We start from the raw sequence: 21,965 nt of genomic DNA on the forward strand, positions 1-21,965 counted from the left end.
CGACGCCCCGTGCGCCGCGGCTACCCTGGAACCGCGGGCCTGTAGCTCAGTCGGTAGAGCATCGGACTTTTAATCCGCTGGTCGTGGGTTCGAGCCCCACCGGGCCCACCGCATCCGCCCGCAAGCCGCGCGCACGACGACCGTTCGGCGAACGGGCCGCGGCTTGCGATGATGGCCGGATGCGTCAAGGAGCGGTCGGGCACGTGCGGCTGGTGGAGCGCGACGGGCGCGCGCTCGTCGAGAAGCGCCTCGGCGATCCCCTCCGCCACGACACCGAGGCGCTCGCGCTGCGCGCCCTCGCCGGCACCGGGATCCCTGTCCCCGGGCTCGTCGAGGTCACGCCGGGCTCCATCGTCATGACGCGCATGCCGGGCGAGCGGCTCGACGACGTCGCTCCCGAGGTCCGGCTGGACGGGCTCCGCGCGTCGGCAGTGCTGCTCAAGACGCTGCACGAGACGGAGCCTCCTTCGGGGCTGCCCGACGCTCCGGACGACGCGCGCATCATCGATCGCTACCTCGCCGCCGGCGGGCCGCCGCTGCCGCTCGCCGTCCCTCCAGCCTCCCCGCCGGTGTTCTGCCACGGCGACTGGGGCGACGGCAACCTGCTCGCCGCCGACGGCCGGATCACCGCGGTGCTCGACTGGGAGAAGGCGCACGTCGGCGACCCGCTGCGAGAGGTGTCCCGCGCAGCGTGGGGCGCGGCGCGGAAGGATCCGCGGTCGTTCGAGGCGATCGCGACGCCATACGGCGCCGATGCGGATGCCCTGAGCGCGTGGGTGCCGATCCATGCCGCCGAGCTCTGGCTCTGGTTCGCCGAGGTCGGGCCGCCGGAGTACCTCGACCAGCTGACGGCAGAGCTGCTCGCCTGGCCCATCGCCTGAGCGGCGCCGGGCCGCGCCGAGCGGTAGCGCCGCGCCCGAGAGATAGCCGCGTGCGGCTACCCCTCGGGCGGGCGACGACCCGCGGTCAGTCGCCCTTCACGTTCACGAGCTGGCGCAGCGTGTGGCGGATGCGCACGAGGTCGGCCGCGTCGGCCATGACCTCGTCGATCGGCTTGTACGCCTGCGGGATCTCGTCGATGAACGCGTCGGTGTCGCGGTACTCGATGCCCACCATCGCCTCGCGCAGCTCGTCGCGTGAGAAGGTGCGCCGGGCGGCGTTCCGCGAGAGCCTGCGCCCGGCGCCGTGCGGCGCCGAGTTGAGCGACAGCGGATTGCCGAGCCCCTCCACCACGTACGAGGCGGTGCCCATCGAGCCGGGGATGAGCCCGGGCCGGCCGGCGTCCGCCTGGATCGCGCCCTTGCGCGACACCCACACCCGCTTGCCGAAGTGCGTCTCCGACTCGGTGAAGTTGTGGTGGCAGTTGATGCGCTCGAGCTCGTCGATGCCGCCCCCGACGAAGCGGCCGAGCTGGTCGGCGACGCGGTCCATCATCTCCTCGCGGTTGAGCAGTGCGAACCGCTGCGCCCAGCGCAGCTCGGCGATGTAGCGCTCGAACTCGCGCGTCCCCTCCACCAGGTAGGCCAGGTCGGGGTCGGGCAGCTCGATCCACGACTGCTTCGCGAACCGCTGCGCCACAGCGATGTGGCGCTGCGCGATCTTGTTGCCCACGCCACGGGAGCCGGAGTGCAGGAACATCCACACCGCATCCGTCTCGTCGACCGAGATCTCGATGAAGTGGTTGCCGCTGCCGAGCGAGCCCAGCTGCAGCCGCCAGTGCTTCGCGTAGCCCGCCGGGTCGAAGCCGGCGCGCTCGGCGAGCTGCTCGAGCTCGGCGACGCGCGGCTCTGCCGTGGGCCGCACCGAGCGGTTGTCGTGCCCAGCCGAGAGCGGGATGCTGCGCTCGATCTGCTGCCGCAGCTCGGCCAGGTCGCGGACGCCGTGCTCGCTGCCGATCAGGTCGGCGCGCTGCAGCTGCGTGCGCACGGCGATCATGCCGCAGCCGATGTCGACGCCGACGGCGGCGGGCATGATGGCGCCGAGCGTCGGGATGACCGAGCCGACGGTCGCGCCGCGACCGAGGTGGGCGTCGGGCATGAGCGCCAGGTGCGGGTGGATGAACGGCATGCGCGACGCGGTGCGAGCCTGCTCGAGGGTGGAGTCCTCGAGGATGCTCGCCCACGACAGCAGCCGCTCGGAGATGGTCTCCATGGTGCCTTTCCTTCGATGGGATGCGCGGGTTGCGCGGTGGGAGCTGCCACAGGATGCGGGCAGTCTCCTCCACTCGAGGAGGTGGCGTCCCGGACCCTGTCGGTCGCGGGACGCGCGGAGCTGATGGGCTACGCGGCCGGCGCCGGAGAGCATGGCTGCTGGAGGTCGGGGTAGACCCGGACCTCTGCTCGTTCGCGCTTCGCGCTCACGATCGCCACCTCTCGACGTGCGTGCCGTGCGGATGCACAGCCTTGCGAAGGTACGGCAGCAGCAGCGCCGAGTCAATGGCCATCATGGGGCGGATGCATCGGTCTAGCCTGGCCGCGGAGGCGTGCCATGACGGAGAAGCTCGACCTGAAGCGCACGCTCGATGCGTACCGGGCGAAGCAGGGCGAGTTCCGGATCGTCGACGTGCCAGAGCTGCAGTACCTGATGCTCGACGGGCACGGCGACCCGAACGGTGCCGCGTTCGCGGAGGCGCTCGAGGCCCTCTACCCGCTCGCGTACGCGCTGAAGTTCGCCAGCAAGCGCGAGCAGGGCCGCGACTACGGAGTGATGCCGCTCGAAGGACTGTGGTGGGCGGATGACATGGAGGCGTTCACGACGGCCCGCGACAAGGCGAGCTGGCACTGGACGCTGCTCATGCTCGTGCCCGACTGGATCGACCCTGGGATGTTTGACGCCGCCGTGGCGGCAGTGGCCGCGAAGCGCGCGCCGGCTCGGCTCGTCGACGTGCGGCTCGAGGCGCTCACGGAGGGACGCTCCGTGCAGACCCTGCACGTCGGCGCGTTCGACGACGAGGGGCCGGTGCTCGAGCGGATGCACCACGAGTTCATCCCGGCGCACGGGCTGCGCATGACCGGCCGCCATCACGAGATCTACCTGAGCGACGCCCGTCGGGTCGAGCCGGCGAAGCGGCGCACGATCCTCCGGCAGCCGGTCGCCGTTAGGTAGAGTCGACCGACGCGATGCCCGTGGCCCACATCGCCTCTTGCAGCGCACCGGCACGAACCATGTGAAGAGCTCGGAGCCGAGCCACGCTCGTGTCAACAGCGATGACGCGATCACACACCTATGGACCCGACGTCCGCGCGGATGGGACAAGTGTTGAATCGCTGACCCGTGATTCGCACGCTTGGCAAGCCGACAGGCTCATCGCGTCGGCGGGTCCCATAGGTGAGGAGATGCGGGCGCGCGCCCATTGCCCGCGCCGCGTGTCCCGTGTCGACGATGGTCGCCTTGCGAGTGACCCGCAGCGCGTCGGCGGCCAAGTCGTAGCTAGTGACGGTCTCAACGGGGATCGGTGGGCCACGGTGAGGACGGATAGGCGCCTGGAGCACCACACGCCACTGCGACCCGTCGAGTACTCGCTAGAGCAGCAGCGCAATTGGCCGTAGCTCGCGGCGCCCTCGTCGCTCGCGGAGGGCGAGCGGCTGTGGTTCTCCATCGAGCATCAGTCACCGCAGGTGACGCAGCCGCCCTACGCCGACAGCACGATGTCTTCCTGCCGACACTCGTGTGTTCCGGCAACGGCTCCACCACATCGATGCTGTCGAACGTCAGCTTGCAAGATGTCGTCGCGACCCAGGTGACCGCGGCGCGCAACAGCCTGCGATCGAAGTTGATCGACGGTGGTCCGGTTGGAGGCCACATGCGGCGAGCCGAGCCGGGGCACTCGCGTCAACTTAGCGAGATCACGCGAACGCCCACTAGACCAAAGTCGTCGAGGAAGAAGCGTCGGGCTGCGTCTCGTCCTCGGTACGACCTCTACCGATTCCATAAAGCCGACGAGCGAACGGAAGCATGTACTCAGCATCGTACCAACCCTTATGCCTGAGGTGCGTCTCCCAGTCCATCTCGTTGAGGCGCGTAACCGCTATCTCGTAGTGAAGATTTTCGGCTGGATACACGGCCGTTTCGGTGAAGTACCACCCATTCCTTCTCTGGATGATCTTGCGAAGACTCTGTCGATGCCCAAGAAGCTCCTGCGAACGCAAACGCGTCACCTCAATAAGCATGTCAGCCAGCTGCTCCAACGACTGGGTCGGATCATTCAGCCCTACGCCCAAATCTGCCTGTGCGGCCCTCACTCCTTCGACGAGGGCCTGGAAGAATGCGTCCGGCTCCACGTCTGGTGGCCACGAATGCGTCGACAGGACTCGCCCGTCGTCCTCCTCGATGTTGACGACGAGCGCGGCATCAACTATCCGGTAGCGATAGTGAAGTGGAGTCTCCCAGATCTCAACGCGGACCCCCGCTTCAGACGTCAGACCTTCGCCGCCGGCGTGCAACAGCGCTTGCTGCAGTGCATCATGCGAGGGCTCCTTCAACAAGCGGCGGTACACGCCCAGCTCAGCGTCGAGCTCTTCGTGCTGACGAGCGAGCAGCTTCTCGCGCACATCGGCGAGGGACCGGGCGGTATCTTCAGCCGTCGTTGCCGCAGCGTTGGCAGTGACCAGCGCAGAGTCGCTCGTCTTCTCGATCGTCTCCACGGTGCGCCAGATCCGGCGAATCGCGTACTCGCCCGGGACCAAGAGTAAGAACACGACGCTGACGTTGATCAGCGCCGAGCTCCACCAAGGTTCGCTGTCCCTCATCAGCCACGAAAGACCACCGGTCAACAGCCCGAGTGCCGTCAACACAGTCGGCATGAGCCATCGTCGCACGCCTTGGAATTTCGATCGCCAGTTCTTCACGCCCGATACGCTACTTGCGACAGGCGCGCGAGAGGAAATAGCGCAAGCAGGTCTCCGGCCGCGGTTGTACTCGTGCTTCCGCGGTACTCGCCGATTCCCAGCGAATCACGCGCCGCCTCGGGCCCACAGTGTTGATACGCAGCAGACTCACTCGGGCCTCACGCCTCCCAAGTGGCGCCGTCCCGGAGCGATGGCGCGGGGGCCCGGTGCTTCGCTATAAAGCTAGCCACCCACTCAGGCCCGCGGTCGCCACCGATCAAGCAATCGCGCACGTCGACGTTCGACTCGGCTGCCTTGGTCATCGCCTCGAGTTGATCGTCGGTGAACCCCGTTACGGTCTCCATCACAGCAGCGAGTGCCCTAGTCCGATTCCAGGAGCTCGAGTCGACGAACTGTTCGGTCAGGCCCACAGCAAGCCGAGGTTGCAACGTGGGCTGCTGCGCCAGCCACCTGACCACCAACTGCCCAACCTGCGCGGTGGACATGCCCGCACACTTACTTGCCTGGTATTTGCTTAGGAACCCGTGGGGCATCGCATCAAAAGCGAGCGGCAGCACTGGTCGGGCTCGACCCATCACCCACCCCACCTCTTGATCGCACCACCGACTCTCGAGGAAGCCGTCGTGGAGGAACACCACCAATGCGTCACAGTCGGCAAGTCCCGCTTCGATCACGTCTTGCCACTCTTTGCTCGGCTCTATCGAATCGTGAGCTACGAAGCCGTCAACTCCGAAGCCTTCGAGGATGCGTCCGACGTCGCCCACGAGGTCGCGCTGGGCGGTTAGATGGCTCATGAATACTCGGAGCCGGTCACTCTTGTAAGGGCTCGCACCGATCCGTAGCTGCCCACTCGTGCGAGTGAGGTAACTGTGAAGATCCTGTAGCAGGTGGTCAGGAGCGGTTCTGATCATCGCCGTCACATACGAGCTCTTTGACGCGTTCGCACCCCAGTCATCCGCAGTGGGTAGCCCATGCTGGTCGAGCACCAAGTCGACCGCGTCCCAGTCTTCAAGGCCGAGTAGCGCGCTGCACTCGCGTATGTAATTGATGCGATCACCGGCACTGAGTCCCACGAGCCGCCCTTCGTTATCCCTGCAGCGTAAGAAGCGTACCCGGGACGGCACGGCAGCCGGAATTCGGGGATCGGCGTGAAGGGGGACTTCAAAGCCGACGTGCGCGCTCGGATTTGGACCGGGATGAATTTAGCTCGAACTTGCTGCGTGCGCCAGCTGGCGTGCAGCGGCCGGCCCGCACCGCGAGAGCTACTTGAGCGACGCGCGTCGCTTCGCATGCGAAGCGGTCGACGAGCCTCCCACAACCGCTGCTGCGACAGCCGGTCGCCGACGCCTGAGCGGCCTTACCCCTCCTACAGCAGCGCCCGCACCTCTCGCCGCAGCACCTTGCCGACCGGCGAGAGCGGCAGCGCATCGACGATGCGGATGCGGCGGGGCGCCTTGTAGCCCGCGATGCGCTCGCGCACGAAGGCCCGCAGCTCGTCCTCGGTCGGCGACTCGCCCTCGACGCGCACGACGGCCGCCATGACGTCCTCGCTGCCCGCCTTGCCGGGCATCCCGACGACGGCCGCGTCGGCGACGCCCGGGTGCGATCGCAGCACCTCCTCCACCTCGGAGGGGTAGACGTTGAAACCGCCCGAGATGATGAGGTCCTTGATGCGGTCGACGATCGTGATGAACCCGTCGTCGCCGCGCTCGACGATGTCGCCCGTGCGCAGCCAGCCGCCGTCGAGCAGCACGCTCGCGCTCTCCTCCGGCTCCTGCCAGTAGCCGGGGAAGACCTGCGGCCCGCGGATGAGCAGCTCGCCCGGCTCGCCCGGCCCCCGGTCGACGGACGGCTGCTCGGGGTCGACGATGCGGATCTCGGTCGACGGGAACGGCAGCCCGACGCTTCCCGGTCTGCGGGTGCCGGCGAGCGGGTTGCCGAGCGCGATCGGCGACGTCTCGGTCATGCCGTAGCCCTCGACCAGCACGCCGCCGGTGAGCCGCTCCCAGCGCTCCACGAGCTCGGCCGGCAGCGGCATCGCGCCGGAGATCGCGAAGCGGATGGAGGTGAGGTCGAGGCCCCGCTCCTCGGCCGCGTCGGCGAGCCGCGCGTAGATCGGCGGCACCCCGGGCAGGAAGGTCGCGGGGCGGCGCTCCATCGCCTCGAGCACCTGGTCGACGTCGAAGCGCGGGAAGAGCACGAGGCACGCGCCCAGCCGCACCGACATGAGCAGGCACAGCAGCATCCCGTACGCGTGGAAGAGCGGGAGGATGCCGTAGAGCACCTCGCGTCCGTCGCGCAGGTCGGGCACCCACGCGCGGCTCTGCGTGACGTTGGCGACGAGATTGCGGTGCGTCAGCATCGCGGCCTTCGGCGCGCCCGTCGTGCCGCCCGTGTACTGCAGCAGGGCGACATCGGTCGGTGCCGCGCGGTGCCGCGGCGGGGATGCCGTGCGCTTGCGCGGCCGGGCGGCGTCGTCCCACGACGTGCCGCTCGCCGGGCGCTCGGTCATCGCGGTGCGCAGCTCGCGCGCCCTCCGGATCGGCAGCCGCATCGCGAGCCGCTTGCCGAGCGGCAGGGCGCGGCTCATGTCGACGGTGAGCAGCGCGACCTCGTGCGGGAGCCGCAGTCCGGCGACGGTGTCGGCCACCTTGTCCCAGACGACGGCAACGCGCGCGTTGTGATGCGAGAACGACCGCTGCAGCTCGGCGGGCGTCGACAGCGGGTTCTGCTCGACGACGATGCCGCCGAGCTCGAGCACGGCGTAGAACGCCACGACCGCCTGCGGGCACGAGGGCATGATGAGCGCCACCCGGTCGCCGACGCCCACGCCCGCGGCCGCGAGCGCCGCCGCCGCCGCGCTCACCTGCTCGCCGAGCTGCGCGTACGTCGTCGTCGCGCCGTAGAAGTCGAGCGCGGGCCGCTGCGGATGCGCGCGGATCGCGTCGTGCAGCACCGTGGTCAGCGAGACCTCGGGCACCTCGATGCGCCCAGGCACGCCGGGCGCGTAGCCCGCCGGCGCGCTCGCGTCGGCCTGTCGCGTGTCATCCATACGCTGCGCCGCCTTCAGAAGCCGACCGGTGCGATGCCCCAGTGGCCGCGCCACGACTCCCCCGGCTCGAGCCACACGAGGCCCTGGCCGGAGTTCAGCGCGTTCGCCGGCGCGCTCATCGGCTCGACGGCGACGGCGTGCTTCGGCCCGCCGGCCGCCGGGAAGTCGCGCGGCGTGAAGACCACGACGTACGGGTACGCCGAGTCCTGCCACAGCTCCGCTCCCCGGCCGGCGTCGTCGAGCAGCGACGTCGTCGCCACTCCCCCGACGAAGTCGAGGCCGCCGTAGTTGTGGTCGACGTCGAGCTCGGTGAGGCGACGGCCGGAGCGCAGATCGGGGGCCGACGCATCCATCGCATCGACAAGGGTTTCCTCGGTGGGGATGAGGTCGACGGCGTTGAACACGCGCGTCGCGGGCACGGTGAGCGTGAGGCGGTCGGGCGCGGTGTCGCCGACGGCGAGGTACGGATGCGCGCCGCACGCCCACGGGGCACGCTCGGTGCCGACATTGGTCGCCTCGTGCGCGACCTGCAGCCCGTCGTCGGTGAGCTCGTAGGTGACGGTCGTGTCGACCAGGAAGGGCCAGCCGCCCTGCGGGTGGATGGTCGCCTGGAGCACCACGCGCGACTCCGACTCGTCGAGCACGCGGTAGGGCGAGAACCGCAGCAGGCCGTGGCTCGCGTTGCCCTTGTCGCGCTCGGTGATGGCGAGCCGCTGCGGCTTGCCGTCGAGCAGCCAGTCGCCGCCGGCGACCCGGCCGCCCCACGGGGCGAGCACGATGCCCTGGCCCTTCGCGGGCCGCGCGTGCTCGGGGAACGGCTCGACGAGGTCGACGCCGTCGAAGGTCAGCTCGCGCAGGGTGGCGGCGACCTCGGTGACCGTGGCGCGCAGCCGCTTGCCGTCGACGCTGTGCGAGAGGGTGAACTGCTGTCCTGTGGGCGGCCGCATGCGGCGACTCTACCGAGCCTCGCGCGGTGCCCCCGCTGGGATTCGAACCCAGACTGGGCGGAGTTTAAGTCCGCTGCCTCTGCCGGTTGGGCTACGGGGGCCGGGGCGCATCCGCCCTCCCTCCAACCGTAGAGCGCACGGCGGACGGTTCGGGCGAACCTGGAGAAGCGCTTCTAGGTGGGGGTACACCTTCGAGGTACGCTCCGGCCAGAGAGCCGACGCGATGCGCGGTCGGCACCTTGACACCGAGGAGGCACATCGTGCGAGCCAGAGTTGGGATCGGGGTCGCTGCGGCGGCCGCCTTGCTGCTGACCGGATGCGGCGGCGGCGGAGGCGCTGCGGGCGCCGCGGACTTCGAATCGGAGCCGACGGGCACGCTGACGGCATGGGGCTTCGAGAACGCCGACGACGTCGGCCAGGCCCGGCTCGATCACGCGGAGTCCACCCTGTCGGGCGTCACGCTCGAGCTGGACGCGACGGCGTTCGACGCGCAGAAGTTCACGACCCTCGCGGCGAGCGGCCAGGTGCCCGACGTCGTGCAGATGGACCGCCAGTTCGTCGCGACCTACGCGGCGCAGGGCCTCATCATGCCGCTGGACGCGTGCTTCGCCGCCCGCGACGTCGATCCCGACGACTACTGGTACGAGCACGTCGTCGATGACGTCGAGTACCAGGACCAGGTGTGGGGGGTGCCGCAGTTCTACCAGCCGCCCGCCATCCTGCTGAACCAGCGCGTGATGAACGAGGCGGGCGTGACCGACGCCGAGCTCGACACCTCCGACCGCGAGGCGCTGCTGTCGGCGATCGAGCGGATGACGGTGCTCGAGGGCAGCAATCCCACCCGACTCGGCTTCGATCCCCAGGGCGTCGCGAAGGCCGCGCTGTGGATGCTGAGCTTCGGCGGCGGCACCGTCGACGACGAGGGTGCCCCGACGCTGGACCGGGCGGAGAACGTGGAGGCGGTCGAGTTCCTCAAGGAGGTCTACGACGCGCAGGGCGGCTATGCCAACGTCAAGAGCTTCCTCGACTCCTTCGACGTCTTCGGCGACGGCAACGCGTACTCGAACGACTACGTGGGCGCGGCCATCTGGGACCAGTGGTACCCCAACGTGCTGACGGCATACGCGGGCGACATCGAGATCGCTGCGACGCCGCTCATGACGCAGGACGGCGAGCCCATCACGGCGGCCGGCGGACAGGCCTTCGTCATCCCGACGAGCGCCAAGAACCCGTCCGCGGCATGCGCGTGGACCGTCGCGCTGACGTCGCCCGACGCGTGGCAGGCTGCTGGCGAGGCGCGCGCGGAGACGACCGCCGGGAACCCGGACCGTCAGGGCATCAACACCGGGCTCTTCACCGGCTCGCCCGAGGTCGACACGACGCTGCGCGACCAGTTCGCGGACGCGGCCGGCTTCCCCGGCTTCGAAGACGTCATCGCGACGTACTACGAGGTCGCGGCCGAGGGTGAGTCGTTCGGCGCGTCGCCCGCGGGGCAGCAGATCCAGTCGGAGCTGCAGAACGCGGTGACCTCCGCCGTGCTGGGCGAGTCGAGCGCTGAAGAGGCGCTCACGCAGGCCCAGGACGCCGCGATGCGCGCGTACGAGCAGGTCGCCGGAGGCGAGTGACCTCCAGCCCCGCGGGGCAAGACGAAGGGGCGCCCGATCTGATCGGGCGCCCCTTCTCCATGCGCGCTGCAGCCTGATCCGGAAGTTCAGCCCTTCCGGCCCGTGGTGGCGATGCCGGTGACGAACGACCGCTGCCCGAAGGCGAACAGCACGAGCATCGGGATGGTGACGAGCACCGCGGCGACCATGACGTACTGGTAGTCGCCGTGGCCGCCGGCTGTCGGGCTGTACCTCGTCATCGCGCTCGCGATGCCGAGCGGCACGGTGTAGCCCTCCTGCGAGCCGGTGTTGAGGTAGATGAGCGCAGCCTGCAGGTTGTTCCAGCTCGCCTGGAACTCGAACAGCAGGATGATGACGAACGACGGCACCGACAGCGGCATCGCGATGCGCCAGAACTGCCCCCACGCGCTCACGCCGTCGAGCCGGGCCGCCTCGAACAGCTCCTTCGGCAGGCCGAGGAAGAACTGCCGCTGGAGGAAGATGTAGAACGCGGAGCCGAAGAGGTTCGCACCCCACAGCGGCACGTGCGTGCCGACGAACCCGAGCTGGTTCCAGATCAGGTACTGCGGCACGAGCGTGACGGCGCCCGGCAGCATCATCGTCGCGAGCACGATCCCGAAGAGGATGCCGCGGCCCGGGAACCGGTAGTAGGCGAACCCGAACGCGACGAGCGAGCTCGCGAGCGCGACGAGCACGGCGGCGAGCACGGCGATGAAGATGCTGTTCCAGATCCAGTTCGCGAGCGGCATCTGCTCGAACGCGACCGCGTAGTTCTCGGGCACGATCGTGGTCGGGATCAACTGATTGTCGAAGACCTCGCCGCGCGGCTTGAGGCTCGCCGAGATGAGCCAGACGAGCGGGTAGAGGAAGAGCGCGGCGAAGATCAGCAGCAGCACCCATCGCACGATCTGGCCGACCCAGCCCATCGGCGTGAGCGCCTGGTTGCGCTCGTCGCTGAACCAGCGGCGACGGCGCTTCTCGGGCGGGACCGCCGCGATCGCCGCGCCGGCCTGGACGGTCTTCGCCGGTGTCTGCGTGGTCATCATCGCTCGCTCTCGTAGTAGACGAACCGGTTGCCGACCTTCACCTGCACGAGCGAGATCGTCACGATGATCAGGAACAGCAGCCATCCCATCGCGGAGGCGAAGCCGAAGTCGAACTGCCGGAACGCCTGCTGGAACAGATAGATCGCGTAGAAGAGCGACGCATCCGACGCTCCTTGCACCTGATCTCGATGGAAGAGCAGGAAGGCCTGGTCGAAGACTTGGAAGGCGGCGATCGTCAGCACGAGCACGTTGAAGAACACCGCGCCCGAGATCATCGGCAGCGTGATGTTCCAGAAGCGGCGCACCGGGCCCGCGCCGTCGACCTCGGCGACCTCGTAGAGCTCGGTCGGCACGTTCTGGAGCGCGGCGAGGAAGATCACCATCGTGCCGGCCACCCCCCAGAGGGTCATGAGCACGATCGACGGCTTCACCCAGTCCGGATCGAGCAGCCACTGCGGACCCTGGATGCCGATCGACGCGAGGCCACGGTTGATGGCGCCCTGGTTGCCGTTGAGCAGCAGCAGGAACATCGATGCGGTCGCGACCGTCGGCGTCATCTTCGGCAGGTAGAACACGGTGCGGAAGAAGCCCGAGCCGCGGCGCACGCTGTTGAGCAGCATCGCGAGGCCGAGCGCCAGCACGATCTCGAACGGCACGGCCAGCACCGCGTAGAACAGCGTGTTGCCGAGCGACGTCGCGATCCGCGGGTCCTCGAACAGCCGCTCGTAGTTCGCGAGGCCCGCGGGCCTCGCGGTGTCGGTGGCCAGCTGGTAGTAGCTGAACGAGATGACGAGGCTGTAGACCATCGCGCCGAGCGTGAAGACCAGGAAGCCGATGATCCAGGGCGAGATGAACAGGTAGCCCGCGAGCGCCTCCCGGCGCCGCAGCTTCGTCATGGGCACCTTCGGCGCGCGCTTGCGGCGAGCACGGCGCTCGCGGCGCGACTCACCCTTCGCGACGGCGTCGGACGGGGGCGGATCGTTGGCGCCTACGGCATCCGGAGCTTCGGTCGTTGTCGACACGGTGCCTCCTGCTGGTCAGGCGGTCGAGTGGACCGCACTGCTCTTAGTACACCGCTTCTCCGAGAAGTGCATCAGTACTTCTGCGAAGCGGTGCAGATCGGCGCCATGCTCGCCGCGGAGCACGCTCTCGCCAGGCGTCAGTCGCGCTCGAGCACCGCCAGGAACCGGGCGGGCAGCACCACGTTGTCGGGCGCGCCACGGAAGAGCGGAGCGATCTGCTCGGGCGAGTAGCCGGCGATGCCGCAGCCGATCTCGGTGACGAGCAGCTCGAGCTCCGGATGCTCGGCCGCGAAGCCGAGGAAGGCGGCGACCTCGCGCTCGATGACGGCGAGTCCGCTCATCGTGTCGATCGCGTACGACCGGCCGTGCAGCCCGTGCCCCTCGCCCCACACGGCGCCGAAGCGCTCGTGCGCCATGCGGGCGGCGCCCGCCCCATGCTGGCCGCTCGCATTCGACCCGAAGACGAACACCTGGTGCGGTTCGAGCGATTCGATCCTCATGCCGCGACCATACGCCGCCGGGCCGGGATCCGCCGGGGATACGCTGGCGCCATGACGGTCCACGAGCGCGCAACGATCATCCCCCTGCCGGGGCACACGCCGCACCTGCCGAAGTCGGCGCTCGTCATGCCGGGCGCCGTGATCGCGGGCGCCGTCTCGCTCGGCGAGCGCGTCGGCATCTGGCCCGGCGCGAGCCTGCGCGCCGAGGAGGAGCCGATCACGATCGGCGACGACAGCAACGTGCAGGACTCGTGCTCGCTGCACGTCGACCACGGCTCGCCGCTCATGATCGGGGCGCGCGTCTCGATCGGCCACAACGCCGTCGTGCACGGCTGCACGGTCGAGGACGACGTGCTCATCGGCATGCACGCGACGGTCATGAACGGCGCGGTGATCGGCAGGGGCTCGATCATCGCGGCCGGCGCCCTCGTGACCGAGGGCACCGTCATTCCCGAGCGCTCGCTCGTCGCGGGCGTCCCCGGCAAGGTGCGGCGCGAGACGACCGACGACGAGCGACGTGGCATCGAGCGCAACGCCGAGGTCTACAGCAAGCGCATCGACCTCTACGTCGACGCCATCCGCACGTGCTGACCGACGCGGGCCGACGCGACGCATCCGCCGACGGTGCGCGCATCGCGGTGGCGGTCCCCCTTGGCGGATGCGTAGGCTCAGCCGCATCGGAGGGAGCGACATGGCGATCGAACGGACCGGCACCGTCACGGAGCACGGCGACTCGGCAGAGCTGACGCTCGAACGCAGGGTCGCGGCCGACGCGATCGCGGTCTGGCCGTTCCTGAGCGAGTCGCGCGAGCTCGGCATGTGGTTCGGCACCTACGCGGGCGACCCCGACTCGGGCGAGGTCGTCATGAGCATGACCGCCGAGGATGGCGAGGCGACGACCGCCGTCGAGATCCTGGAGTGCCAGGCGCCCGAGCACCTCGCGGTGCTGACCTCCGACGAGCACGGCTCGTGGAGCCTCGAGATCGAGCTCGTCGACGGCGGCCATGACGCGGGATCGGGCACGACCATCCGCTTCACCCACCACGACGTCGCGCTCGTCGCGCTGCCCGACGTCGCCGCCGGTTGGGAGTGGTACCTCGACCGGCTGGTCGCGGCGCTCGGCGGGCAGACGATGCCCGACTGGGACGACTACTACCCCGCGCTGCGCGACCAGTACGGGCTCCCCCGCTGAGCCTCAGCGCGAGCGGACCGCCTTCTCTGCCATCTGCACGACGTTGTCGAGCAGCATGACGCGCGTCATCGGGCCGACCCCGCCGGGCACGGGCGACACCCAGGCGGCGACCTCGCGCACGCCGGGGTCGACGTCGCCGAGCAGCTTCACCTTGCCGGTGTCGGCCGAGAGGCCGCGCGTGATGCCGACGTCGAGCACCGCGGCGCCCGGCTTCACCCAGTCGGCCTGGATGAGCCCCGGCACACCCACCGCGGCCACGACGATGTCGGCCTCGCGCACCTGGGCGGCGAGGTCGGGCGTGCGCGAGTGGCAGAGGGTGACGGTCGCGTCGATGCCCTTGCGCGTCAGCAGCAGGCCGAGCGGCCGGCCGACGGTGAGGCCGCGGCCGACGACCGCGACGGTCGCGCCCGCGATCGGGATGTCGTGGTGGCGCAGCATCCGCACGATGCCCGCGGGCGTGCACGGCAGCGGCGAGTCGATCGGGCCGTCCACGCCCAGCACGAGCCTGCCGAGGTTCACCGGGTGGAGGCCGTCGGCATCCTTGTCCGGATCCATCATCTCGAGCATGCCGTGCTCGTCGTGGCCTGGCGGCAGCGGCAGCTGGATGATGTAGCCGGTCACCTCGCGCGCCTCATTGAGGTCGCGGATGGCGGCGCGCACGTCGGCGCTCGAGGCGCCGTGGGGCAGGTCGACGCGGATCGACGTGATGCCGACCTCGGCGCAGTCGCGGTGCTTGCCCTTGACGTACGACTGGCTCGCGGGGTCGTCGCCGACGAGCAGCGTGCCGAGCCCGGGCGTGACGCCCTTGGCCTTCAGAGCAGAGACCCGGTCGCGCAGCTCCTCCTTGATGGCGGCTGCGGTGCGGTTGCCGTCGAGGATCTGCGCAGTCATCGGTCGACGCTCGATCCCAGCTCGTGCACCACCTCGGGCTGGCCGCTCGGGCCGACGCCCGGGTAGAGCGGCAGCGCGTCGGCGAGCTTCGCGACGCGCTCGCGGAGCGCTGCGAGGTCGGCGCCCGGCAGCAGCGCGAGCGCGATGATGTCGGCGACCTCGGTGAACTCCTCGTCACCGAAGCCGCGTGTCGCGAGCGCCGGCGTGCCGATGCGGAGGCCGCTCGTCACCATCGGCGGGCGCGGGTCGTTCGGCACCGCGTTGCGGTTGACGGTGATGCGGATCTCGTGCAGGAGGTCCTCGGCCTGCTTGCCGTCGATCGCCGCGTCGCGGAGGTCGACGAGCACGAGGTGCACGTCGGTGCCGTTCGAGCGCACCGTGATGCCGGCATCCGCCACGTCCTGCTGCATGAGCCGCTCCGCGAGGATGTGCGCGCCGCGCAGGGTGCGCTCCTGGCGCTCCTTGAACTCCTCGGTGCCCGCGAGCTTGAACGCGGTCGCCTTCGCGGCGATCACGTGCATGAGCGGGCCGCCCTGCTGGCCCGGGAAGACGGCCGAGTTGATCTTCTTCGCGATGTCGGCCTCGTTCGTGAGGATGAAGCCGGAGCGAGGGCCGCCGATCGTCTTGTGCACGGTCGAGGAGACGACGTGCGCGTGCGGGACCGGGTTCGGGTGCAGGCCGGCGGCCACGAGGCCGGCGAAGTGCGCCATGTCGACCCACAGCAGCGCGCCCACCTCGTCGGCGATCGCGCGGAAGGCGGCGAAGTCGAGCTGGCGCGGGTAGGCCGACCAGCCGGCGATGATGACCTTCGGCTGGTGCTCGATCGCGAGGCGTCGCACCTCCTCCATGTCGACGCGGCTCGACTCGGGGTCGACGCCGTAGGCGACGATGTCGTAGAGGCGGCCGGAGAAGTTGATCTTCATGCCGTGCGTCAGGTGACCGCCGTGGTCGAGCGAGAGGCCCAGGATCGTGTCGCCCGGGCGGGCGATGGCGTGCAGCACCGCGGCGTTCGCGGTGGCGCCCGAGTGCGGCTGGACGTTCGCGAACTGCGCGCCGAAGAGCGACTTCGCCCGCTCGATCGCGAGCGACTCGGCGACGTCGACGTGCTCGCAGCCGCCGTAGTAGCGCCGCCCCGGGTAGCCCTCGGCGTACTTGTTGGTGAGCACGCTGCCCGCGGCCTCGAGCACCGCGACCGGCACGAAGTTCTCGCTCGCGATCATCTCGAGGTAGTCGCGCTGGCGGTCGAGCTCCTGCTGGAGCACCGCGGCGATCTCGGGATCGACCTCGAGCAGCGGGCTGTTGAAGGACGAGGGGAGGCGGTCGGACACGGTGGCTCCTTCAGCTCTGCGGCGCACTGGTCGCCCGGAGATTGCACGCAACGCTTGCGTGGGCCCAGGCGCGCGGCCGAATGTTCGCCGCTCCCCGGTGGTGCTCCACCTCTGCGCCAGTCGCGGCGCGTCCATCGTAGCCAACCCGGCGGATGCTCGGCGGATGCTCGCGGACCGGTGCTTGCAAGTCGAGGCGACCTCAGGTCATCCTGGCACCACCCCATCCGACGACGCAGGGAGCACATGAGCATGATCGATCTGACCGGCAAGGTCGCCGTCATCACCGGCGGCGGCAGCGGCATCGGCCGCACCACCTCGGAGCTGTTCGCGAGCCTCGGCGCGCAGGTGGTGGTGAGCGACATCGCCGAGACAGCGGACGAGACCGTCGCGAGCATCGAGCGGGCCGGCGGCACCGCATCCGCGCACATCGGCGACATCGGCGACGTCGCCGTGGCCGACGCGATCATCGCGGCGGCGGTCGAGCGCTACGGGCGGCTCGACGTGCTCGTGAACAATGCGGGCATCATGGACCACTTCGCCGGGGCGGCGAACGTCGAGGACGCGCTGTGGGACCGCGTCATGCGCGTCAACCTCTCCGCGCCGTTCTACCTGACGCGCGCGGCGCTCAAGGTGATGCTGCCCCAGGGCTCGGGCTCGATCGTGAACATCGCGAGCGAGGCGGGCATCCGCGGCGCTGCGGCGGGTGCCGCCTACACGGCCTCGAAGCACGGGCTCGTCGGACTCACCCGCAACACCGCGTACACCTACGCCAAGGCCGGCATCCGCGCGAACGCCATCTGCCCCGGCGGCGTCGAGACGAACGTCATGACCGCCGACATCCAGCAGCACATCGACATGGACGGCATCGCGGCCCTCACGCCCGTGCACCAGTCGGCGCAGCGCGTCGCGCAGCCGATCGAGCAGGCGCACCTGGCCGCCTTCCTCGCCTCCGATGCGGCGAGCAACGTGAGCGGCGCGATCATCCCGAACGACGGCGGCTGGTCGGCGGGCTGAGCCGCGGCGGGCGGCGCGTGCGCGGCGCGCGGCCGCTCCGCGGCGGGACCCCGTCCACCAACCGGGACCCGGTGCACCGGGTCCCGTTCGGTGGAACGGGTCCCGCTCGCGGGGGCGCGTGCTTGGATCGGCGCATGACCGACGACCGCATCCGCTCACTGCTGCTCGGGGCGCTCGAAGCGCAGCGGCGGCACGTGCTTGCCGCTGTCGACGGCCTCACCGACGCGCAGCTGCGCACGCCCGCGCTGCCCTCCGGCTGGTCGCCGATCGGGCTCGTGCGGCACCTGACCCTCGGCGGCGAGCGCTACTGGCTGCACAGCGTCATGGCCGGTGAAGCGCTCGACTACTGGCCCGAGGATCGACCCGAGCTCGACGCGGGGAGGCCGGCCGACTGGCGCGTCGAGCTCGACGAGCCGACGGATGCGGTGGTGCAGGAGTACCGGAGCGCAATCGCGCGCTCGAACGAGATCCTCGCTGCCATGCCGCTCGACGCGGCGCCGCTCCGCCCGGAGCCGGACTGGCCGGATGGCCGCTTCGCCGACCTGGCGGCGGTGCTCATGCACGTCATCCTCGATGCCGCCACGCACGCCGGGCACCTCGACGCCGCCCGCGAGCTCATCGACGGCCGGCAGCACCTCGTGCTCTGAGCGACGCGGCGCGCCCCGCACAGCAACGGGACCCCCTCCACCCTCCGGGACCCGGTGCACCAGGTCCCCGCGGGTGGAAGGGGTCCCGTTCGCGCCGACGTACGGCTGGGAGCCCTCTGCGGCTCAGATCAGGTTGTCCGTGAGGTGGTTCGGCGTGCCGAAGCGGTGCGCCGTGATCGCGATCGCCTGCTCGCGCAGGAACGGCAGCAGCTCGAGCCGACCCGCCTCCGTGACCGGGTGTGCGACGATCGCGAGGTCGGGGCGACCCTCGACCGCCTCCGCGAGCGCACGCACGCCCTCGTCGACCGCGTCGTCCGCGGCGAGGTAGCGGATGCGCCCCTGCGCGAGACCGCGCGCCGTCTGCCGGAACGCGGCGTCGTCCTCGACCGTGAACGGCACGTTCGCCGCGGCGAGCGCCGCCCGCACCGCGGGGGCGGGCTCGATCGCCGTCGACACCCGCACCTCGGCGCCGGCGCGGAGCGCCGCAGCGACCGAGCGCGCGAGCTGCGCCACGCGGCCGCCCTCGGCGAGGCGGATGACGACATCAGGCATGGGCAGGTGGCGGAGGATGTCGCGCTCGGCGGAGAGCCGCTGCACGTCCTTCGCGACGCCGAGCTCGGTCGCCCACACGTGCTGGTCGCTGCCGGCCGCACGGTGGAGGGCGGCCGCCTCGGCCGACGTGACCGACGCATCCGCCGACCGCGCGAGCGAGTCGATCGCCTCGACGAGGTCGCGCACCGCGGGGTGCTCGACGGTTGCGAGCTCGCGCGCCTCCGCGGGCCGCCAGTCGACGAGCGGCATGAGGTAGCTCGGGCCGCCCGCCTTCGTGGTCGGGCCGACGACCGAGCGCTTCCAGCCGCCGAACGGCTGCCGCTGCACGATCGCGCCGGTGATGCCGCGGTTGATGTAGAGGTTGCCCGCCTCGATCGAGTCGAGCCACGTGCCGATCTCGTCGACGTCGAGCGAGTGCAGGCCCGAGGTGAGGCCGTAGTCGACCTCGTTCACGAGCGCGATCGCCTCCTCGAGCGTCTCGACGCGCATGATGCCGAGGATCGGCCCGAAGTACTCGGTGCGGTGGTACTCGCTGCCGCGCTGCACGCCGGCGCGCACGCCGGGGCTCCACAGCTTGCCCTCGTCGTCGAGCTGCTTCGGCTCGATGACCCACGACTCGCCGTCGCTCAGGGTCGTGAGGCCCTCGAGCAGCTTGCCCTCGGCGGGCGCGATGACCGGGCCCATCTGCGCGGTCGGCTCCCACGGCATCCCGACCGTGAGGGAGCGCACGCCGTCGACGAGCTGGTTGTGCATACGGCGCGAGCGGCCGGCCTGCCCGACCAGGATCGCGAGCGAGGCGGCGGAGCACTTCTGGCCGGCGTGGCCGAAGGCGCTCGCGACGATGTCCTTCGCGGCGAGGTCGTAGTCGGCCGATGGCGTGACGATGATGGCGTTCTTGCCGCTCGTCTCGGCCAGCAGCTGCAGGTCGGGGCGGATGCGCCGGAACGCCTGGGCGGTCTCGAACCCGCCCGTGAGGATGACGCGGTCCACCCGCGGGTCGCCGATCAGCTGGTCGCCGAGCTCGCGCCCGCCGAGCTGCACGAGATGCAGCACGTCCCTCGGCACGCCCGCGGCCCAGAGCGCCTCGACCATCGCTGCACCAGTGCGCGCGGTCGCGCGGGCGGGCTTGACGATGACGGATGCGCCGGTCGCGAGCGCCGCGAGCGTCGAGCCCGCGGGGATCGCGATCGGGAAGTTCCACGGCGGGGTGACGGCGATGAGCCTCGCCGGCACCGCGACCGCGCCGTCGACCCGGTCGAGGTCGCGCGCGCGCTCGGCGTAGTAGTGCGCGAAGTCGATCGCCTCGGAGACCTCGGGGTCGGACTGGTCGAGCGTCTTGCCCGCCTCGGCGGCCGCGACCTCCATGAGCTCGGCGCGGCGCGCCTCGAGCTCGACGCCCGCGCGGTGCAGGATCGCCGCGCGCTCGTCGCCCGAGAGCGAGCGCCAGCCGGCGTTCGCGGCGATGGCCGTCTCGATGGTGGCGTCGAGCGTCGCCGCGTCGCGGATGGTCGCGGACTCGACGAGGTCGATGCCGATCCGCGAGTGCTGCGCGCGCTCCCGGATGCCGGCGGCCCAGGCCTGGTTGGCCGGCAGCGACGGGTCGGTGTCGGGCGCGTTCTCGAAGCCGTCCTCGGCGACCGGGGCGAGCGCATCCGTGCGGTCCTGCACGCGGTGCGTCGCGGGAGCGTCGGCGGCGAGGCCCTCGAGCGAAGCGAGGAAGCGGTCGCGCTCGCGCGCGAAGAGCCACTCGTCGTTCGCGAGCTCGAACACGGCCGACATGAAGTTCTCGCGGCTCGCGCCCTCCTCGAGGCGGCGGATCAGGTAGGCGATGGCGACGTCGAACTCGGTCGGGTGCACGACCGGCGTGTAGAGCAGCAGCCCGCCGACGTCGCGCCGCACGACCTCGGCCTGGCCCTGCGCCATGCCGAGCAGCATCTCGAACTCGACGCCCGACTCCGCGCCCCGCTGCTTGGCGAGCAGCCACGCGAAGGCGACGTCGAAGAGGTTGTGGCCCGCGACGCCCAGCCGCACGGCCTTGACCCGCTCGGGCGTGAGCGCCCAGGCGAGCACGCGCTTATAGTGGGTGTCGCTGTCCTGCTTCGTGTGCCAGGTGGCGAGCGGCCAGCCGTGCAGCGACGACTCGACCTGCTCCATCGGCAGGTTGGCGCCCTTGACGAGCCGCACCTTCACCGGTGCGCCGCCCTTGGCGATGCGGTCGGCAGCCCACGCCTGCAGCCGCTCCATCGCGGGCAGCGCGTCGGGCAGGTACGCCTGCAGCACGATGCCGCCCTCGTACGACTCGAGGCCGGGGGTCTCCAGGATCCGCATGAAGACCGCCATGGTCATCTCGAGGTCCTTGTACTCCTCCATGTCGAGGTTGATGAAGGTGCCGTTCGCGGCCGCGCGGCGGTACAGCGGCAGCAGGCGCTCGATGACGTCGTCGACGGCGGCGTCGAACGCCCACGGCTGGTGTGGGGCGGTGGTCGCCGACACCTTGATCGAGACGTAGTCGACGTCGGGGCGCTCGATGAGCGCGCGGGTGCCCTCGATGCGGCGCTCGGCCTCGCGAGCGCCGAGCACGGCCTCGCCGAGCAGGTTGACGTTCAGGCGGGCGCCGGTGGCGCGGATGCGCTTGATCGCGGCACCGAGACGGGCGTCGGTCGCGTCGATGATGAGGTGGCCGACCATCTCGCGCAGCACGCGGCGCGCGATCGGCACGACGACGTGCGGCGCGAGCGGAGCGACGCCGCCGCCGAGCTTGAGCGCCTGCCGCATCGGCCACGGGAGGAACGAGGGCGCGTTGCCGGCGATCTCGCGGAGCGTGCGCGCGGCCACGTGCACATCCTCGGGGCGGACGACGCCGTCGACGAAGCGCACGGCGAACTCGAGGCCCTTCGGGTCGCGGAGCACGCCGGCGAGCTGCTCGGCGCTCGCGTCGGACGGGATCTGCTCGGCCTGCTCGAGCCACGTGCGCACCTGCGCGACGATCGTCGGCGCGAGCTCGCGAAGGCTCTCGAGCTCGGCGCGCTGCGCGTCGGTGCGCTCCGCGTCGGTGCCCGCGGCCTCGCTCGCGACCTGCTGCTCGGTGCTGGTCTGCTCGGTGGTCTGCGCGGTGGTCTGCGCGGTGGTCTGCGCGGTGGTCTGCTCGGTAGCGGCTGCGCCCATTGCGGCTGCACCTCTCGTCGATGGCTCGGGTGCGCGCAGTCGCGCGCCGCGGCCAGTCTGCACCCGTCGACCATTCAGGTACAGTGACGGTTCTTGATGGATTGCCATCACGTTCCACGATGGATCGGAGGCCCGGC

The 21,965-nt window shown here is 70.5% G+C and carries 18 protein-coding genes, 2 tRNA genes and 1 riboswitch; of the genes, 8 read left to right on the plus strand and 12 right to left on the minus strand.

All coding sequences use genetic code 11. The annotated features are described in order from the left end of the window. Nucleotides 1-35: 35 nt before the first annotated feature. Both ACLQ21_RS08810 and ACLQ21_RS08815 read left to right on the plus strand, forming a co-directional pair. Nucleotides 36-108, plus strand: a tRNA-Lys gene (locus tag ACLQ21_RS08810). 71 nt (nt 109-179) lie between these two features. Next, complete coding sequence (locus ACLQ21_RS08815) at nt 180-881, plus strand: phosphotransferase family protein (RefSeq protein WP_425662947.1); 702 nt, start codon at nt 180-182, stop codon at nt 879-881. An 85-nt stretch (nt 882-966) separates the two neighbouring features. Here the strand turns inward: ACLQ21_RS08815 and ACLQ21_RS08820 are convergent, their stop codons facing one another. Next, complete coding sequence (locus ACLQ21_RS08820) at nt 967-2,151, minus strand: RtcB family protein (RefSeq protein ID WP_425662948.1); 1,185 nt, start codon at nt 2,149-2,151, stop codon at nt 967-969. A gap of 336 nt (nt 2,152-2,487) precedes the next feature. Here ACLQ21_RS08820 and ACLQ21_RS08825 point away from each other — a divergent pair, with 336 nt between their 5' ends. Continuing rightward, nucleotides 2,488-3,105: a GyrI-like domain-containing protein gene (locus ACLQ21_RS08825; protein ID WP_425662949.1), complete on the plus strand. Its 618-nt coding sequence runs from the start codon at nt 2,488-2,490 to the stop codon at nt 3,103-3,105. Nucleotides 3,106-3,860: 755 nt separating this feature from the next. Here the strand turns inward: ACLQ21_RS08825 and ACLQ21_RS08830 are convergent. The 5 genes from ACLQ21_RS08830 to ACLQ21_RS08850 all read right to left on the minus strand — a co-directional run bounded on the left by ACLQ21_RS08830 (nt 3,861) and on the right by ACLQ21_RS08850 (nt 8,947). Next, nucleotides 3,861-4,847: a hypothetical protein gene (locus ACLQ21_RS08830; protein WP_425662950.1), complete on the minus strand. Its 987-nt coding sequence runs from the start codon at nt 4,845-4,847 to the stop codon at nt 3,861-3,863. Nucleotides 4,848-5,005: 158 nt separating this feature from the next. Then, complete coding sequence (locus tag ACLQ21_RS08835; RefSeq protein ID WP_425662951.1) at nt 5,006-5,920, minus strand: toll/interleukin-1 receptor domain-containing protein; 915 nt, start codon at nt 5,918-5,920, stop codon at nt 5,006-5,008. Between the two features lie 293 nt (nt 5,921-6,213). Then, a complete protein-coding gene (locus ACLQ21_RS08840; protein ID WP_425662952.1) occupies nt 6,214-7,899 on the minus strand; it encodes a long-chain-fatty-acid--CoA ligase in 1,686 nt (561 codons plus the stop codon). A gap of 14 nt (nt 7,900-7,913) precedes the next feature. Next, nucleotides 7,914-8,846, minus strand: a complete 933-nt coding sequence (locus ACLQ21_RS08845; RefSeq protein WP_425662953.1) for an aldose 1-epimerase family protein — start codon at nt 8,844-8,846, stop codon at nt 7,914-7,916. Nucleotides 8,847-8,873: 27 nt separating this feature from the next. Further along, a tRNA-Leu gene (locus tag ACLQ21_RS08850) sits at nt 8,874-8,947 on the minus strand. Nucleotides 8,948-9,106: 159 nt separating this feature from the next. Here ACLQ21_RS08850 and ACLQ21_RS08855 point away from each other — a divergent pair. Continuing rightward, nucleotides 9,107-10,471, plus strand: coding sequence for an ABC transporter substrate-binding protein (locus ACLQ21_RS08855; RefSeq protein ID WP_425662954.1), 1,365 nt, complete (start codon nt 9,107-9,109; stop codon nt 10,469-10,471). 86 nt (nt 10,472-10,557) lie between these two features. Here ACLQ21_RS08855 and ACLQ21_RS08860 read toward each other — a convergent pair whose 3' ends face one another. The 3 genes from ACLQ21_RS08860 to ACLQ21_RS08870 form a co-directional block, all read right to left on the minus strand. Then, a complete protein-coding gene (locus ACLQ21_RS08860; protein ID WP_425662955.1) occupies nt 10,558-11,517 on the minus strand; it encodes a carbohydrate ABC transporter permease in 960 nt (319 codons plus the stop codon). After that, nucleotides 11,514-12,413 (minus strand): carbohydrate ABC transporter permease, encoded by a 900-nt coding sequence (locus tag ACLQ21_RS08865; RefSeq protein ID WP_425663426.1) that lies wholly within the window; start codon nt 12,411-12,413, stop codon nt 11,514-11,516. The genes ACLQ21_RS08860 and ACLQ21_RS08865 overlap by 4 nt, the downstream gene beginning before the upstream one ends. 263 nt (nt 12,414-12,676) lie before the next feature. After that, nucleotides 12,677-13,039 (minus strand): A1S_2505 family phage non-structural protein, encoded by a 363-nt coding sequence (locus tag ACLQ21_RS08870; RefSeq protein ID WP_425662956.1) that lies wholly within the window; start codon nt 13,037-13,039, stop codon nt 12,677-12,679. 51 nt (nt 13,040-13,090) lie between these two features. Between ACLQ21_RS08870 and ACLQ21_RS08875 the strand changes: the two genes are divergently transcribed. Then, nucleotides 13,091-13,630 (plus strand): gamma carbonic anhydrase family protein, encoded by a 540-nt coding sequence (locus ACLQ21_RS08875; RefSeq protein ID WP_425662957.1) that lies wholly within the window; start codon nt 13,091-13,093, stop codon nt 13,628-13,630. A 100-nt stretch (nt 13,631-13,730) separates the two neighbouring features. After that, nucleotides 13,731-14,231, plus strand: coding sequence for an SRPBCC domain-containing protein (locus ACLQ21_RS08880; protein WP_425662958.1), 501 nt, complete (start codon nt 13,731-13,733; stop codon nt 14,229-14,231). A 3-nt stretch (nt 14,232-14,234) separates the two neighbouring features. Here ACLQ21_RS08880 and ACLQ21_RS08885 read toward each other — a convergent pair whose 3' ends face one another. Both ACLQ21_RS08885 and glyA read right to left on the minus strand, forming a co-directional pair. After that, nucleotides 14,235-15,122, minus strand: a complete 888-nt coding sequence (locus ACLQ21_RS08885; protein WP_425662959.1) for a bifunctional methylenetetrahydrofolate dehydrogenase/methenyltetrahydrofolate cyclohydrolase — start codon at nt 15,120-15,122, stop codon at nt 14,235-14,237. Beyond that, a complete protein-coding gene (gene glyA / locus ACLQ21_RS08890; protein WP_425662960.1) occupies nt 15,119-16,450 on the minus strand; it encodes a serine hydroxymethyltransferase in 1,332 nt (443 codons plus the stop codon). The genes ACLQ21_RS08885 and glyA overlap by 4 nt, the downstream gene beginning before the upstream one ends. A gap of 55 nt (nt 16,451-16,505) precedes the next feature. Next, nucleotides 16,506-16,584, minus strand: a riboswitch (ZMP/ZTP riboswitch). A gap of 109 nt (nt 16,585-16,693) precedes the next feature. Between glyA and ACLQ21_RS08895 the strand changes: the two genes are divergently transcribed. Together ACLQ21_RS08895 and ACLQ21_RS08900 are read left to right on the plus strand one after the other, a co-directional pair. Beyond that, nucleotides 16,694-17,464 (plus strand): SDR family NAD(P)-dependent oxidoreductase, encoded by a 771-nt coding sequence (locus ACLQ21_RS08895; RefSeq protein ID WP_425662961.1) that lies wholly within the window; start codon nt 16,694-16,696, stop codon nt 17,462-17,464. Between the two features lie 134 nt (nt 17,465-17,598). Further along, nucleotides 17,599-18,111 carry a DinB family protein gene (locus tag ACLQ21_RS08900; protein WP_425662962.1) on the plus strand — a complete coding sequence of 171 codons (513 nt, stop codon included), beginning with the start codon at nt 17,599-17,601 and terminating at the stop codon, nt 18,109-18,111. Between the two features lie 123 nt (nt 18,112-18,234). Here ACLQ21_RS08900 and ACLQ21_RS08905 read toward each other — a convergent pair whose 3' ends face one another. After that, nucleotides 18,235-21,828 carry a proline dehydrogenase family protein gene (locus tag ACLQ21_RS08905; RefSeq protein ID WP_425662963.1) on the minus strand — a complete coding sequence of 1,198 codons (3,594 nt, stop codon included), beginning with the start codon at nt 21,826-21,828 and terminating at the stop codon, nt 18,235-18,237. Nucleotides 21,829-21,965: the final 137 nt, after the last annotated feature.

This window comes from Agrococcus sp. DT81.2 (genome assembly GCF_049844935.1).
Taxonomy (GTDB): Bacteria; Actinomycetota; Actinomycetes; order Actinomycetales; family Microbacteriaceae; genus Agrococcus.